Origin of the sequence: Microvirga sp. HBU67558 (assembly GCF_018069605.1) — a bacterium.
Classification (GTDB): domain Bacteria; phylum Pseudomonadota; class Alphaproteobacteria; order Rhizobiales; family Beijerinckiaceae; genus Microvirga; species Microvirga terrae.
In genome coordinates this window covers 16,395-31,350 of the sequence record NZ_JAGPUP010000552.1, presented here as the reverse complement: position 1 = coordinate 31,350, position 14,956 = coordinate 16,395, and the positions used below count along the sequence as shown (strand labels likewise).

The 14,956-nt window shown below is 62.2% G+C and carries 11 protein-coding genes; 3 read left to right on the top strand and 8 right to left on the bottom strand.

What is annotated here, in order from left to right:
- Positions 1-55: 55 nt before the first annotated feature.
- Together KBI52_RS24880 and KBI52_RS24875 are read right to left on the bottom strand one after the other, a co-directional pair.
- Positions 56-916: an ATP-binding cassette domain-containing protein gene (locus KBI52_RS24880; protein ID WP_210812078.1), complete on the bottom strand. Its 861-nt coding sequence runs from the start codon at positions 914-916 to the stop codon at positions 56-58.
- Positions 910-3,069, bottom strand: a complete 2,160-nt coding sequence (locus KBI52_RS24875; RefSeq protein ID WP_210812077.1) for a TonB-dependent siderophore receptor — start codon at positions 3,067-3,069, stop codon at positions 910-912. Before KBI52_RS24875 ends, KBI52_RS24880 begins: the two co-directional genes overlap by 7 nt.
- A gap of 698 nt (positions 3,070-3,767) precedes the next feature.
- On the opposite strand from KBI52_RS24875, the gene KBI52_RS24870 reads away from it, so the two are divergent.
- Genes KBI52_RS24870 through KBI52_RS24860 form a run of 3 tightly spaced genes read left to right on the top strand, consistent with a single transcriptional unit; the run spans position 3,768 to position 7,616 of the window.
- Positions 3,768-4,541 carry an iron-siderophore ABC transporter substrate-binding protein gene (locus KBI52_RS24870; RefSeq protein ID WP_247654638.1) on the top strand — a complete coding sequence of 258 codons (774 nt, stop codon included), beginning with the start codon at positions 3,768-3,770 and terminating at the stop codon, positions 4,539-4,541.
- Positions 4,542-4,545: 4 nt separating this feature from the next.
- The gene (gene fhuB, locus KBI52_RS24865) at positions 4,546-6,501 is read left to right on the top strand and encodes a Fe(3+)-hydroxamate ABC transporter permease FhuB (protein ID WP_247654637.1); all 1,956 of its coding nucleotides are present in this window, start codon (positions 4,546-4,548) and stop codon (positions 6,499-6,501) included.
- 26 nt (positions 6,502-6,527) lie between these two features.
- A complete protein-coding gene (locus KBI52_RS24860; protein ID WP_210812075.1) occupies positions 6,528-7,616 on the top strand; it encodes a siderophore-interacting protein in 1,089 nt (362 codons plus the stop codon).
- 58 nt (positions 7,617-7,674) lie between these two features.
- Here KBI52_RS24860 and KBI52_RS24855 read toward each other — a convergent pair whose 3' ends face one another.
- From KBI52_RS24855 to KBI52_RS24830, 6 genes are all read right to left on the bottom strand, one after another.
- Positions 7,675-9,354: a methyl-accepting chemotaxis protein gene (locus KBI52_RS24855; protein ID WP_210812074.1), complete on the bottom strand. Its 1,680-nt coding sequence runs from the start codon at positions 9,352-9,354 to the stop codon at positions 7,675-7,677.
- 172 nt (positions 9,355-9,526) lie between these two features.
- Entirely contained in the window at positions 9,527-11,050 is a 1,524-nt protein-coding gene (locus KBI52_RS24850) for a carboxypeptidase M32 (protein WP_173950297.1), read from the bottom strand.
- An 18-nt stretch (positions 11,051-11,068) separates the two neighbouring features.
- Positions 11,069-12,073, bottom strand: a complete 1,005-nt coding sequence (locus KBI52_RS24845) for an ABC transporter ATP-binding protein (protein WP_210812073.1) — start codon at positions 12,071-12,073, stop codon at positions 11,069-11,071.
- Positions 12,025-13,044 carry an ABC transporter ATP-binding protein gene (locus KBI52_RS24840; RefSeq protein WP_210812072.1) on the bottom strand — a complete coding sequence of 340 codons (1,020 nt, stop codon included), beginning with the start codon at positions 13,042-13,044 and terminating at the stop codon, positions 12,025-12,027. Before KBI52_RS24840 ends, KBI52_RS24845 begins: the two co-directional genes overlap by 49 nt.
- Complete coding sequence (locus KBI52_RS24835) at positions 13,041-13,952, bottom strand: ABC transporter permease (protein WP_173950294.1); 912 nt, start codon at positions 13,950-13,952, stop codon at positions 13,041-13,043. The genes KBI52_RS24840 and KBI52_RS24835 overlap by 4 nt, the downstream gene beginning before the upstream one ends.
- The gene (locus KBI52_RS24830) at positions 13,949-14,923 is read right to left on the bottom strand and encodes an ABC transporter permease (protein WP_173950293.1); all 975 of its coding nucleotides are present in this window, start codon (positions 14,921-14,923) and stop codon (positions 13,949-13,951) included. Before KBI52_RS24830 ends, KBI52_RS24835 begins: the two co-directional genes overlap by 4 nt.
- Positions 14,924-14,956 lie beyond the last annotated feature (33 nt).

The following is a 14,956-nucleotide window of genomic DNA, read 5'->3' as shown; positions in this document are numbered from 1 at the left end:
CAGGATTAGCTACCGCCGCCAGCCGGAGAGAGCAAGCGTCGGCTTTGAGACGGCATCAACGGACGAAGCTCACCGGTTGGCCCGTGACAGGATGAGGGATGACCTCCATGGCGACACCGTAGATCGCCTGCAACTGCCGGGGCGTCATGATCTCGCCGGGCGTGCCGCGGGCAATCAGCCGCCCAGCCCGAAGAGCCAGGATCTCGTCGCAGAAGCGAGCCGCCATATTGACGTCGTGGAGGACAACAACCACGCCGAGACCACGCTCGCGTGAGAGGCGCTGGACGAGTGCGAGCACCTCGACCTGGTGGGCCACATCGAGGGCTGAGATCGGTTCGTCGAGTAGCAGGAACCGGGCGTCCTGCGCCACCAGCATGGCCAGCCAGACCCGTTGTCGCTCGCCTCCGGAGAGGGTGTCGACAAGCCGGTCCGCAAGGGTCTCCACATCGGTGAGCGCCATGGCCTCTCTCGCCTTCCGGTGGTCTGTCGCTCCGAAACGGCCGAGAGGGCCATGCCACGGATAGCGGCCCAACGCGACGAGCTCCTTGACGAGCATGCCGGAGGCCGGCGGCGTCTGCTGGGGCAGATAGGCAACCTGCCTCGCGAAGGGCCGCTCGCCCCACTGGCTCAGGTGTCTCCCTTCGAACGTGATCGAGCCGCCGGAGGCCGATTGCTGGCGAGCCAGCAGCTTGATCAGTGTCGATTTGCCCGAACCGTTGTGGCCGATCAGTCCGATAACGCGCCGACCGGACAGCGTCAGCGAGAGGGAATGCAGCAAGGTGCGTCCTGGAATAGCATAGCTCACGTCCGCCAGTTCGAATGAAGGAACCGCGGCATCCGATCCTTGCCCCGATCCCTTCCTCGGCTCCGGCGTACCTGTGCGGGCGCCCTGCCGCGGCACCCCCTCGATCACCATTTGTAGCTCGCCTTGAGAGTTGCGACGCGCCCGGCACCGTAGTTGCAGGTGTACTGCGTGTCGCATGACGATACATATTCGTTGTCGAACAGATTGTTGACGTTGAGCGCGACCGTAAAGTTATCGCGGGTATAGCGGATGCCGGCATCGAACACCGTCGCGGCTGGCACTTTCAGGGTATTCTCGTTGTCGGCATACGAGAAGCCGACATAGCGAACGCCTGCACCAAAGCCGAGCCCTTTGAATGAGCCGTCCTGGACCGTGTAATCCAGCCAGCCGGATGCAAGAATTTCCGGGACGACGTTGGGGCGGTTCCCGATCAACAGCGGGTTCGTGTCCTCGGTGATTTCGATGTTGTATGCCGTGAATGCCGCGATCGCCTTCAAGCCGGCCGTGATGTTGGCTTGCGCTTCGAGCTCGAAGCCGCGGGATCGGACCTCGCCCAGTTGGACTTCGAAGAAAGAATGCTCCGGGTCGGTCGTGTTGACGTTCTGACGCGTGAGATCGAACAGGGATGCGGTGATCAGGGCATCGGCAAACGTCGGCTTGTACTTTAGGCCGACTTCAACCTGCTGCCCGGTCTCCGGCGCGAACGACTGGCCGAAGAAGTCGGAGCCTATGACCGGATTGAAGGTGCGCGACACCGCGACATAGGGTGTCATTCCGTTCGTGAACTCGTAACCGAGTCCCAGGCGTCCGCTGAATTCGCCGGCCTCGTCGCTGAAATTGGCCGCTCCGACCTTGTCGGTGCTCTTCGTCGAGACGTGATCGTAACGTCCGTTCAGCGTCGCGATCCAGTCGCCGTAGCGGATCTGATCCTGTGCGTAGAACCCGACCTGGTTCATGGTCAGGTCCTGGTCGAGATAGGGAACCGTCGGGCCCTGGGGCACCCCATAGATCGGGTTGACCGGGCTGATCGGCGTGCCGCCCCCGGAGGCCTGGATCTGATCGATGTTGTAGTACTTGTAATCGAGACCGAGGAGCAGCGTGTGATTGAGCGCCCCGGTGCCGAACTTTGCCTCCGCTTGATTGTCGAGGGACAGCGTGTTCACCACCGTGTGGTGATTGAAACCGACGCGGAAGAGCAGGAAATCCGGACCGAGCGGCGCTCCTCCAAGATAACCGAAAGGATAAGGTCCCCGCTCCTTCGAATCCGTGTGCGCATAGCGGAAATTCTGCCGCAGCGTCCAGACGTCGTTGACCGCGTGCTCGAATTCATAGCCGATCATCGCCTGTTCGCGGCGATAGAGATCGATTTCAGGCTCGCTGTAGTAGAACCGGCGTGAGATGCGCCCGAAGGGTGCGGGCACAACGGTGCCTACATAGGGGAGGAACCCGCCCGTGTGCATCAGATCCATATGCTGGTAGGACGCCAGCACGGTGAGCTCGGTGCTGGCATCGGGACGGAATGTGAGCGCCGGCGCGATAACTCCCCGGAAATCGTCGGCCTTGTCGGTTTCCCAGTCACCGCCGGACATCTTGCCCGTCAGGCGATACGACCATATCTTGTCTTTGTCGAGCGCCCCGCCGAAATCGAAGGCCGCGTAGCCATTACCCCAAGAGTTTACGCCCGTTTCGACGTAGCGAAGCGGTTCCGTCGTCGGACGCTTGCTGATGAGATTGACGATGCCACCAATCGAGGACCCGCCGTAGAGAGCAGCGGACGGCCCCTTGAGCACCTCGATTCTTTCGAGGACGAACGGATCGATATAGAACCCGCCGAAGCCATATTGATAAAGCGGCAGATTGTTCAGAAAGACGCCGGTCTGGCCCGCATCGAAGCCACGGATGAAGAACCAGTCGGTATCCGAATCCACACCATAAGGCTGCGCGAACACACCGGCGGTGTACCGAAGAGCTTCGTCGACTTTCTGCACCTGTCGGTCTTCGAGTTCTTCGCGCCCGATGACGGACACCGATTGCGGAATTTCCTCGATCGGCGTGTCGATCTTGGAGCCCGTCGTCGTGCGGTTGGGAACATAGCCGTTCACAGGCCCGGTGGCGCTTCCGCCCTGCCCTTCGACGGTCACGGTCTCAAGGGTGATTTCCCCGGACGCGGATTGGGTCTGGGCCTCGGACGGCTCGGTCGACGCCACCATCATGGCGAGCGAGGCCAAGCTCACCCCCATACTCAATACACAACGACGCTTCATGGATGTCCCCAGGGGTTTCGATCGCACGGAGCCCTCCCGGGTCTCACATGCAGGCGCAATCAAGGAATTGCCGGTCCAGTCGCCTGACTATGAGTTCCACTTAGCTGTGGCAAGAATTATGTTTTACAACTACTCTAAACGACAATTTAGAATTATTATAATTCAGATGTATACTCATTTAGAATGCTCTAAACTGGCAATTATTCTACGTTGACGTCGGCGCAATCCGACGTTGTCGTCGACCGTTGAGCCGTCTGACGGAGCCATGCAGCACCGTCCGGACGAGGAAAGCAGAGGCACCTTCGTCTGAACGGCCAATCTTGAACCATTCTAAGCTCATAAAGATGCTACGCTTTTTGGAACAAAAATGTTGACGTGAGCGCAGCCGCGGTTCATGACCACCGTCGGTGTCTGAACGAGGTCGGATCTTGGCTGGCGGCTGACCGGGTCGATCCGGCGTCAAGTCACCAAGCCATGCGGGTCATAGCATCAAAGTATTGATAAAAAATTTGAAGTATATTTTCTACTCCGCCCAAGCTTTGAGAGCTCAGGTACGTCGCATGTCGATGCAGCCCACCTCATGTCACGCTGCATTCCCGGCGAGCCGACGCCACTTTCTGACAGCCGCGATCGGTTCGTTCGTCGCCGGCAGGGTCAGGGCGCAGTCGCACCAGCGCATCGCCGTTTTGGACTGGGCCATGTTCGAGACCCTGCTCGCCCTGGACGTCACGCCCGTTGCCGCAACCGAACTCGTCCAGTTTCGGAAAATCGCCGTCGAGCCGAATGTGCCGTCTCAGGTTGCCGATCTGGGCCTGCGGGGCTCACCGAATTTCGAGATGCTGCGCCTGTCCAATCCAGATCTGATCGTCAGTTCGCATTGGTTCTCCTGGATCCAGGATCGCCTCCAACAGATTGCTCCCGTGGCATCCTACACGGTTTACGAACCCGGCCGCCCTCCCTACGCTCCAGCCGAGAAGATCACGATGACGCTCGGCGAAACGCTTGGCCGGACTGCGCAGGCGCGGTCCTATATCGATGCAGCGTCCCTCGAGATCGCACAGGCCAGCCGCCGCCTTGCCGAGAGAACGACACGGCCCGTTTTTCTCATCAACCTTGGCGATGCCCGGCACTTCAGGGCTTTCGGCTATGACAGCATGTTCGGCGACGTTCTCCAGCGCCTTGGGTTGACGAACGCCTGGGCGAAGCGCACCAGCTATGCTGCGGCGGCACCAGTTCCCCTCGAGGCTCTCGCCGATGTGCCCGAGGCCTCGATCGTCATCATCTCTCCAGTCCCTCCGGATGCACACAGCACCCTGCGCGACAGTCCGCTGTGGAAGGCACTCCCGGCGGTCCGTGAAGGGCGCGTCGTGGTGCTCCCATCCGTCAATCCGTTCGGCGCACTTCCGGCGGCGCGCCGTTTCGCACGCCTGCTGACCGGCGCGCTCGCCGGCGCGGGAGGCGGCCTTGATTGAAAGCATGGCACATAGGCCGTTCACGTTGATGTGGTTCGTGGTGTTTGCCGCCGCCGTGGGTTTATCCGGCTATCAAATCCTGTGCCTTTTCCCGCTGGCGAGCGGACAGAGTTTCGATCTCAATAGCATCCTCCTGTTCAACAGCGTGCTTCCGCGTGCCGTTGTGGCGTTGTTGTCGGGCGCCGCGCTCGGGCTTTCCGGCGCCCTCTTGCAGCGGACCCTGCGCAATCCGATCGCCGATCCGTCGACGCTCGGCATTTCAGCAGGCGCGCAACTTGCCATGACGGCGGCCACCCTATTCGCGCCTGCGCTCATGGATACGTCACGTGAGACAGTTGCCCTTGTCGGTGGGCTGACCGTCACGATCATGCTCATGGCTCTGAGCTGGCGGCGCGGGCTTGAGCCGATCACCATCGTTCTTGCCGGAATGGTCGTGTCTCTCGTCGCGATGGCACTGAGTGCGACGCTGATCCTCGCCAATGGCGAATACATGATGTCGCTCCTGATCTGGGGCAGCGGCTCCCTGACTCAGCAAGGCTGGGGCCCGGTTCAGGCACTTGCCCTCACGCTGCTGGTCACCTTCGCGGCTTGTTTTCTCCTGATCCGGCCGCTGGAGCTTCTCGGTCTCGCCGATGAGAGCGCGCGCAGCCTCGGGGTCAATCTTCTGGCCTTACGCCTCGCGACCCTCGCTCTCGCCGTATGGCTCGCGACCACCGTCACGGCTGAGGTCGGCGTGATCGGATTCGTCGGGCTCGCGGCTCCGACGCTGGCTCGGCTGGGCGGTGCCCGCACGCAGCGCGACATTCTCTTGGCCGCGCCGCTCATCGGAGCCGCCGTCCTGTGGCTCACGGACGGTCTCGTTCAATTTACGGCCCATGGATCAGCCGAGATGATACCGACCGGAGTTGCCACGGCTCTCCTCGGAGGACCGCTTCTCCTGTATCTGCTGCCAAGGCTCAACCTGCCCCGCCATGCATTGGTTTCCGGACAGCCCGCGCCCTCACGGCGCATCATGTATCCCACCCCTATGCTAGCGGCGCTCTCGTTCCTTGTCATCGCGATGATCACCTTGGCACTCCTCGTCGGGCGTGGCCCCGACGGCTGGAACCTTGCGACGGGCCGGCTTCTCAGCGACCTTCTTCCGTTTCGCGCACCACGCATCGTCGCGGCAGCGGCTGCCGGGGGCATGCTGGCGGCCGCCGGGATGATCCTGCAGCGCATGACCGACAACCCTCTCGCGAGTCCGGAAGTCCTCGGTGTGAGTGCGGGCGCCGGCATTGGACTCGCAGCGGTTCTCTTCACGGTATCGAACGCGACTACGGGCATCCGCCTCGCTGGAGGGGCCGTGGGCGTCGTTGTCGTATTGGGCGCACTCCTCGCAGTCGCCAGTCGGCAGGACCGAAATCCAGAACGGCTCCTGCTTGGAGGCCTCGCCGTCGGAGCGCTGTGCAACGCCCTTGTCAACGCAGCAATGATCACGGGGGATGTGCGCGCCTTTCAACTCCTCGCCTGGCTCAGCGGCGCGACGAACCATATCACTTGGGCAGAGGCATCGATCACCGTCGCGGTGGCGGCGCTCCTGCTCGGGCTCCTGCCTCTGATCTTCCGCTGGCTTGAAATCATGCCTCTTGGCCCCGATCAAGCGCGGGCGATAGGATTGCCGCTTCGCACCAGCCGGATGGCGCTCACCGTCGTCGCCGCTGGCTTGACGGCAGCCGCCTCGCTTGTCGTCGGCCCGCTGAGCTTCGTCGGTCTTGTCGCACCCCATATGGCGCGGCTGGTCGGGTTCGGCCGTGCGCACCACCAGGTTCTGGCTGCGGTCCTGATCGGCACGGGATTGATGGCCGGAGCCGATTGGCTGTCCAGGATCGCGTCCTTTCCCTACCAGGTCCCTTTGGGTCTCTTCGCTTCACTCATCGGGGGACCGTACCTGGTCTGGCTCCTGCACCGGAACAGATAGACGGAGCACATATGTCCATGGAACAAATGACGACATCAACCACTCTTCGCGCCAAGGCCTCGGTCACGCTCGCACGCCCCGATCAGATGATGGACAAGCTCTGCGAGCATTTCGTCGAACATGGACGGGTCGACCGGTCCGCACACTCCGCCAGGGTGGAATTCGAATACGGCACTGCGTTAGTGGAAGCGCGTGACGACGCTCTCTACCTCCTTGCGGAAGGGCCTGATGCAACGGGTCTCGCATATGTCAAATGGAGCCTGGCGGAGCACATCATCGGCTTCGTCGAGGGGGAGAGCCCCCGCATCGCCTGGGAAGGAGATGGTCAGGCCGGAACGCCGCTCCCGTATTTTCGTGAGATGCACGTCGTCAACGCGACCAATGTCACCCCGCGCATGCGCCGGGTGCGTCTCAAGGGGCGCGATCTCGCACGTTTTGCAACGGGCGGCATGCATGTTCGGCTGCTTTTTCCTCCGAGCTCCGGACGTGCTCCCTCATGGCCCGTGATGGGCGAGGATGGGCGGCCCGTCTGGCCGCGCGGCGAGGATCGGCCGGTGATGCGGATCTATACGATCCGCGAGATTGATGTGGAGCGAAACGAGATTGAGATCGACTTCGTCCTGCACGAAGGAGACAACACGCCCGGCTCTACCTGGGCTTTACAGGCTCGTCCCGGCGATACAATCGGAATCATGGGTCCAGGTGGCGGCGAACTGCCCCCGGCCGACTGGTACCTTTTCGCGGGAGATGAGACGGCCCTCCCGGCCATCAGCCGCATCTTGGCGGAACTGCCCTCCGAATGCAGAGCGACCGTGCTTCTCGAAGTGGAGGATGCCAGCGAGGAGCAGCCTCTCTGCTCCAGGGCCGCACTGGACATTCGCTGGATGCACCGGAACGGAGCTCCCGCGGGAACGACGTCCCTCATCGAGGATGCCGTACGCGCGATCGAAGTGCCTTCGGACGAGCGCCGCCGCTTCATCTGGGCCGGCTGCGAGCAGAAGAGCTGCCGATGTCTCAAGAGGCTCCTGCGTCAGGAATGGAAGATCCCGACCACTGAGCACCAAGTCGTTGCCTATTGGCGCGCTGGACATTCGGCCGATCAGGTTGAGCATTGACGGAGAGCCGCAACAGATCTTTCTGCTGCGGCTCACTTTGAGGCGAGTGCCAGGGAACTTATGCGGCTTTGACGCCGGACAAGAAGTGATCGACCTCCTGTCCGAGGCTGGCGGAATGCCGCGCCAGTTCCTGGGCAGCCGCGAGAACCTGGGTTGCTGCTGCTCCCGTGTCTCCAGCAGCCTGGCGAACCTCTCCGATGCTGCCCGTGACGACCTCGGTGCCGCGGGCCGCCTCGTGGACATTGCGCGAGATCTCAGCCGTGGCGGCCCCCTGCTCCTCCATGGCGGCCGCGATCGCCACCGAGATCTGGGACATCTCGCCGATCGTGCCTGCGATCGCCTGGATGGCCTGCACGGCCTCGGCGGTGACCTGCTGAACGCTGGCAATCTGGCCCGAGATCTCCTCGGTGGCCCGCGACGTCTGGTTGGCGAGCTCCTTCACCTCGCTCGCCACCACGGCGAAGCCCTTGCCGGCCTCGCCCGCGCGCGCCGCCTCGATGGTCGCGTTCAAGGCCAGCAGATTGGTCTGAGACGCAATGCTGTTGATGAGTTGCACGACGTGACCGATTTTGTCGGCAGAACCCGCGAGCATCTGCACGATTCCGTTGGTACGCTGCGCATCCGTCACGGCTCGTTCCGCAATGCTCGACGACTGAGCGACCTGTGCGGAGATCTCGCGGATCGAGATCGACAACTCCTCCGTTGCGGCTGCGACTGTCTGCACGTTGGCGGAGGTTTGCTGCGAGGCCGACGCGACACCGACGGACTGGTGCGTGGCCTTGTCGGCAACCGCCGTCATGGACTGGGCGGTCGTTTCCAGGTCGGATGCGGACACGGACAGGCGACGGGTCAGGGACGAGACCTTCTCCTCGAAGTGCTGCGTGAGTTTGTCCAGCATCTGAGCGCGACGCGTCCTTGCCTCCTGCTCGAGGGCCGCCGCTTCAGCTGCCTGCCGCTGTGCGATCAAGGCGCTCCTGAAGACCTGCAGGGACTTGGCCACCGCACCGATCTCGTCGCCGCGATCCTGATAGCCGATGGTGCTTTCGAGATCCCCTTCTGCCAACATCTCGACGCGGAGGGTTATCGCCTTCAGTGGCCGGAAAAGGCGCGTGGCGATCAGCAGAGCGCCGATGCACGCGAGGATAGCAATCGCACCGGCTGCAATCGTCAGCATCGACATTGTTGATGAATAGGCGTCATGGAGATCGGCAACCGGCACGCCGACATAGAGAATGCCATTGACCTTGCCGGTCTTGTCGAAGGTCGGCTGATACGCGGTGTAGAACTGAGTGCCGAAGAGCACGGTCGGGCCGTAATAGGGATCTCCACGGCGGACATGAGCCTGGGCCGGACTGTCGGGAGCCAGGGCCGTTCCGACCGCCCGTTCGCCGTTTTCCTTCTTCACGGTTGTCACGCGGCGGATGAACGCATCCTGGGTTGCGTCGAAGGTGAAGATCGTGGCGTTCCCGCCGACATAAGACACGGAATCGTCGACGACCGCGAAATCTCTGAATTCGGTCAGCGGGGGGCTCACGATGCGAGCGACCCGTCCTTGCTCGGTCTTGACCTCGGCACCGGACACCCGAGCAGCATAAACCAGAGAAAGGCTGCGCAGATATTGTTCGGCCTTCTGCTGCTGCTGCACTTCCAGATCGGCCCAGACCTGTCGGGAGGCCGCAAACCACATGGTTCCGGCCGTCGCGAAAATGATCACGGCGACGAGTGCCATGATCTTCATGGATAACGTAACACTTTTCAGCACTGAGGAGCCCCACTTTATTGTGATTTGCTCCGCGATACATCAGGGCTGGTTAATGCTGACCTACTTTAGTATGAGTATATTTACCTGTTTCTCAGAATGTCGGCGAATTCGCACCATGTTGCTATGAGTGGGCTTTGTAGCGCATCGCTCATGCAGCGTATTTGCTGCGCAGATAGTGAAGGTAAGGGCCTGGATCGAGCGGGCGACCCGTTTCACGCTCCAGCAGTTCGTCACGCGTAAAGCGGCGACCGTGCTGCCAGATCCGGGTGCGCAGTTCGTCTGCCAGGATCCCATAATGTCCGGCCGTGATCGCATCACCGAGAGACGGATTACGACCACACAGGGTGTCCATCACCTGAGCGCCCATAACATTTCCGATGGTATAGGTCGGGAACGAGCCGATATAGCCGGTGGACCAATGCACATCCTGCAGGACGCCGCGGGCATCGTCCGGTACCACAAGGTCGAGATCACGCCTGATCGCCGCGTTCCAGGCTTCTGGTAGATAGTCGACCGCAAGCGAGCCGTCCATGAGCGCGCATTCGATATCCGCGCGCAGCATGATGTGGAAATCATAAGTCAGTTCATCGGCCTCGACCCGAATGAAACCGGGCTCGACGCGCGTGACGGCGCGATAGAACTCGTCTGCGCTGACATCGCCAAGCTGATCCGGAAAATGCTTCCGCAGATCCGAGAAGTGCCTCTGCCAGAACGTCTGGCTTCGAACGATGTGGTTCTCCCAAAGGCGCGACTGGGATTCATGGGCTCCAAAGCTCGTTCCTCCGACTGCGTAGAGACCAACGAGGTCAGTCGCCAGTGTCGTCCGGGTATGAGCCGCATCGACCCCCTGCTCGTAGAGACCGTGTCCGGTCTCGTGAGCGGTGCCGAAAATGGAGGCTGGCAGGTAGTTGCGGTTGTAGCGGGTCGTGATCCGCACGTCGTTGCGGGTGAACGACACTTCGAACGGATGGACGGTGGTGTCCAGACGCCCGCGCCGGAAGTCATAGCCAAGCCTCTCCGCGAGGCTCAGGCCAAAGGCTCTCTGCCCTTCCTCCGGAAAATCGCGGAACAGGAAGTCAGAGCGGGGTTGAGGACGAGCCCTTGCGGCATCCAGGATGGGCTGAAGCCCGGCCCGCAATGTCGTGAACAGCTCTTTCAGGCTCGCTGCGGTCTCGCCAGGCTCGTAGATAGACACCATGGCGTCATAGGGGTGCTCATTCCAGCCGATGCAATCGGCATAGGCCCGGGATAGCGCAATGGTCCTGGCAAGATAGGGCGAGAAAACAGCGAAGTCGCTCTTCGATCGGGCGTCGATCCAGGCCGCCTGCGCGACTGTGCGAAGAGCCGCCCGCTCCTGGATCAGAGAGACCGGAACACGCTTATGGTGCTCCACCGCCTGACGGGTCTGCTGCACCATGCGTCGTTCGGCAGCGTCCTGCCCGAAGCCTTCCGTCGCCCGCTCGGCCTCCTCTAAGGCTTTCTCTGTTTCGGGCGCAAGGAGCAGATCGCGAGCAAGCCGGGTCAGCGTCGCGATCTGGAGGCCTCGGGTTTCCGCTCCATCTGTGGGCATCATCGTGCGGGAATCCCACGTGAGCACCGATACCGCATTGAGCACATCGTTAACGGCGGCAACGCGTTCCTGGAGCGCTGCGAGAGAAGCTTGCTGGGTCATGTCTGTCGAACTTCTCGATTATTCCGTGCCGCCGGTGTTGAGATGACAGGCGGAGAACCGGCCAGGAGCGATCGCGGCCAGCGCGGGCGCCTCGCGCTTGCACCGGGGCCCCGCAAGGGGGCACCGCGGATGGAAATGGCATCCGCCCGGTGGGTGAAGCGGGGATGGAATTTCGCCGGCGATCGGGCGAAAATCCTTCCGACCCACGCCGATGCGGGGCACGCTCTCGAAGAGTGCGCGCGTATAGGGATGGTTCGGGCTGGCATAGAGTTCGGCAGTCGGCGCCAGCTCGACGATGCGGCCGAGATACATGATCGCGACCCGGTCCGAGACATGACGCACGACGCCGAGATCGTGGCTGATGAAGATTCCCGTCAGATCCAAATCTCGACGCAGGTCCATGAACAGATTGAGCACCTGCGCCTGGATGGAAACGTCGAGGGACGCCACGGGCTCGTCAAGCACCAGAAGGTCGGGCTTCATGGCAAGCGCACGGGCGATGGCAATGCGCTGGCGCTGACCACCGGAGAACTGATGCGGGAACCGCCTGCTGTAACCGGGATCGAGTCCAACGCGCCCGAGCAGATCCGCCACGTAGTCATCCGCCTCGCGGGACTTCACGATGCCGTGCGCCACCGGGCCTTCTGCCACCGTATCGCCGATCCGGATACGCGGATTGAGGCTCGCGAAGGGATCCTGGTGGATCATCTGGACACGCGTCGTCAGCTTCTGCGTGCGCCGTCCCTGCGCCTTCGCGACAGGCGTCCTATCGAACAGGATCTTGCCGTCGCTCGGCGTGTAGATCCCGGCGATCATCCGACCAAGCGTGGATTTCCCGCAGCCGGACTCCCCGACGAGGCCCACGACCTCGCCCTTGGCAACCGTGAGACTGACATCGGTCACCGCGCGCACGGTCTCGGCTTTCGGCCCGGCACCGAGAAGTCCGGCGATGCGCTCCCCGAGATTCGGATGCTTTACGAAGCGCTTCGATACGTGTGCGACGTCAAGGAGTGCGGCTGGCATGAAATGGGCTCGATCGGGTAATGACAGAGGGCGGTACGTCCGTCCTCGAAGGTCTGAACAGGCGGTGTCGTCGTGCAGGCGGGTCCCGCCTTGGCGCACCGAGGCGCAAAGGCGCAACCGGGTGGCAGGTTAGCCAGCGAGGGCGTCGATCCGGGAACCTGAGGAAGCTTGGTTCCAGGCTCATGCTCCGCGGGCACGGACGCCAGAAGACCGGCCGTATAGGGATGGCGCGGCGACGCGATTACCTCGGCGGCCGGCCCGCTTTCCACCACCTTCCCGGCATACATGACACAGATGTCGTCCGCGAGGCTCGACACCACTGCGAGGTCATGGGTGACCCAGACGAAAGCCGTTCCGGTCTGGTCGGCGAGGCGTCGCACTTCCGCCAGGATTTGACCTTGGATGGAGACGTCGAGCGCTGTCGTCGGCTCGTCCGCAATGATGACCGCGGGGCTATGCAGGAGCGCGATGGCGATGGCCACCCGTTGACGCATGCCGCCGGAGAGCTGGTGCGGATAGGAGTCGAGACGCTCCTCGGGGCTCGGAATGCCCACTTTGGCGAGGGCGTCGCGTGCTCTCGCGCGTGCCGCCTTGCGTGAGACCCTGTCGTGAGCCCTCACTGCCGCGATCATCTGCGTTCCGATCTTGAGGACCGGATTGAGCGTCATCATCGGGTCCTGGAAGACCATGGCGATCTGGGCGCCGCGAACTTGACGCATGGCCTCGCCTCTCAGGCGCGTGAGGTCCTTTCCGTTCAGGAGAACCTCGCCGCCCGCGATCCTGCCGGGCGGCTCGACCAGGCCGAGAATGGAGTAGCCCGTGACGCTTTTGCCCGATCCCGACTCGCCGACAAGCCCAAGAATGCGGCCACGCCCGACTTCGAAGCTGACGCCGTCGACGGCCTTCAGCACCCCAGCACGGGTCTGGAACTGGGTCTGAAGGTCTTTGACACGAAGAACCGCGTCGCTCATCGGCTGCGCCTCGGATTCAGAACGTTGCGGACCTGATCGCCCACCAGATTGATCGCCACGACGGTCAGCATGAGGGCAATTCCCGGATAAATCGAGATCCAGTAGCGCCCCGACAGCAGGAACTGGAATCCGTTGGAGATCAGCGAGCCCAACGACGGCTGCGTGATGGGAAGCCCGAGTCCCAGGAAGGACAGCGTCGCTTCAAGGGCGATGGAGTTCGCCACCTGGACGGTTGCGACTACGATTAGAGGTGGCAAGGCATTGGGCAGGAGGTGGCGGAAAAGGACGTGGCGGGCTGGCAGCGGGGTCGAGAGCGCTGCCTCGATGTAGTCCTTGCGCCTCTCCGCGCTGGCCGCACCGTGAGTCGTGCGGGCGAAATAGGCATACTGCGCGGCGACCAGTGCAGCGACGAGCTGCATCAGCCCCTGCCCTAACATTGCCACGAGAACCAGTGCAAGCAGGATCGCCGGCAGCGAGAGCTGAAGGTCGATAACGCGCATGATGAGCGCCTCGATGCGGCCGCCGTAATAGGCTGCAATGAGACCGACCGTCGTGCCGAGAACGAGCGCCAACGTACCGGCCATGACACCGACGATCAAACTCGTGCGCAGCCCGTACAGGATCGCAGAAAAGATGTCGCGGCCCGCGGCATCCGTGCCAAGCCAGTGGACATAACCGCCGGACCCGACTTCCCCGGGCTCGAGACGAGCATCGAAGAGATCGAGGGCCTCCTGGTTGTAGGGATCCTGCGGCGTCACGAACGGCGCAAGAACAGCCATGAGAACCACGACGACGACCACGATCAAGGCCGCGACAGCGACCGGGCTTTGCCGGAAATCCGACCAGAAGTTGGAGATCCGGCTCCAGCCGGTCTCGGCGGGTAACGGGAGAGCGGAAGAACTGCTCATGACGCCGCCTTTACACGAATGCGCGGGTCTAGCTGGCCATAGACTAGATCGACGACGAGATTGATCATCACGAAGAGGAACACGACGAGAATGAGGTATGCAACCATGACAGGACGGTCGAGCACGGTGATCGAATCGATGATCAGTTTGCCCATGCCAGGCCAGTTGAAAACCGTTTCCGTCACCACCGCGAAGGCAAGTGTGGAGCCAAGCTCCAGACCGAAGACGGTCACAATGGGGATCGAGATGTTCTTGAGCACGTGAAGGCCGACGACCTTGCTCTCGGACAATCCCTGGGCCCGGGCGAAGCGCACGTAGTCGGAGCTCATCACTTCGGCCGTGCCTGCCCGTGTCAGTCGGATCAGGAGACCCAGCTTGAACAGCGCCAGATTGAAGGCTGGCAGGATGATGTAACTCCAACCTTCCAAAGAGGTGATCGACAGGTTCATGCCGAGCACGTGGGTGGTCGGGCCGCGCCCGCCCGACGGAAACCAACCGAGTTCGACCGCAAAGGCCATGATCAGCAGAAGCCCGACCCAGAAGCTCGGAACGCTAAAACCGAGGACCGAGAATGCCATGATCGCCTTGGCGGAGAGCGACTCCGGCTTGTAGCCTGCCCATAAGCCCAGCGGAATGCCGAGACAGGTGGCGATCAGCATCGCGGTCAGCGCAAGCTCCAGCGTCGCCGGAAATCGCGACCATATCAGGTTCAGAACGGGCAGCCGGTAGATGAACGATTCCCCCAGATCCCCATGCAACATGTTGCTCATGAAGACGAAGTATTGCTCGTACAGGGGCAGATCGAGGCCGTAGCGCTGGATCAGGGCCTCACGCAACGCCTGGTCGGATGCAGGATCGATCATGACGTCGATCGGGTTGCCGATGGCATAGACGCCCAGGAACACGATGATCGACATGGCGATCACGACCATGAGCGCCTGAAGGACCCGCTGAATAAGAAAACCAATCATGCTGTCTCGTGCATGGTGCCAGGATGTTGTGAA

Bases quoted from the DNA above. Each gene is read 5' to 3' on its own strand.
- KBI52_RS24845 (WP_210812073.1), bottom strand. From the start codon at position 12,073: ATGCCAGCCGCACTCCTTGACGTCGCACACGTATCGAAGCGCTTCGTA.
- KBI52_RS24880 (WP_210812078.1), bottom strand. From the start codon at position 916: ATGGTGATCGAGGGGGTGCCGCGGCAGGGCGCCCGCACAGGTACGCCG.
- KBI52_RS24850 (WP_173950297.1), bottom strand. From the start codon at position 11,050: ATGACCCAGCAAGCTTCTCTCGCAGCGCTCCAGGAACGCGTTGCCGCC.
- KBI52_RS24835 (WP_173950294.1), bottom strand. From the start codon at position 13,952: ATGAGCAGTTCTTCCGCTCTCCCGTTACCCGCCGAGACCGGCTGGAGC.
- KBI52_RS24875 (WP_210812077.1), bottom strand. From the start codon at position 3,069: ATGAAGCGTCGTTGTGTATTGAGTATGGGGGTGAGCTTGGCCTCGCTC.
- KBI52_RS24840 (WP_210812072.1), bottom strand. From the start codon at position 13,044: ATGAGCGACGCGGTTCTTCGTGTCAAAGACCTTCAGACCCAGTTCCAG.
- KBI52_RS24870 (WP_247654638.1), top strand. From the start codon at position 3,768: ATGTTCGAGACCCTGCTCGCCCTGGACGTCACGCCCGTTGCCGCAACC.
- KBI52_RS24860 (WP_210812075.1), top strand. From the start codon at position 6,528: ATGACGACATCAACCACTCTTCGCGCCAAGGCCTCGGTCACGCTCGCA.
- KBI52_RS24855 (WP_210812074.1), bottom strand. From the start codon at position 9,354: ATGAAGATCATGGCACTCGTCGCCGTGATCATTTTCGCGACGGCCGGA.
- KBI52_RS24830 (WP_173950293.1), bottom strand. From the start codon at position 14,923: ATGATTGGTTTTCTTATTCAGCGGGTCCTTCAGGCGCTCATGGTCGTG.
- fhuB (WP_247654637.1), top strand. From the start codon at position 4,546: ATGGCACATAGGCCGTTCACGTTGATGTGGTTCGTGGTGTTTGCCGCC.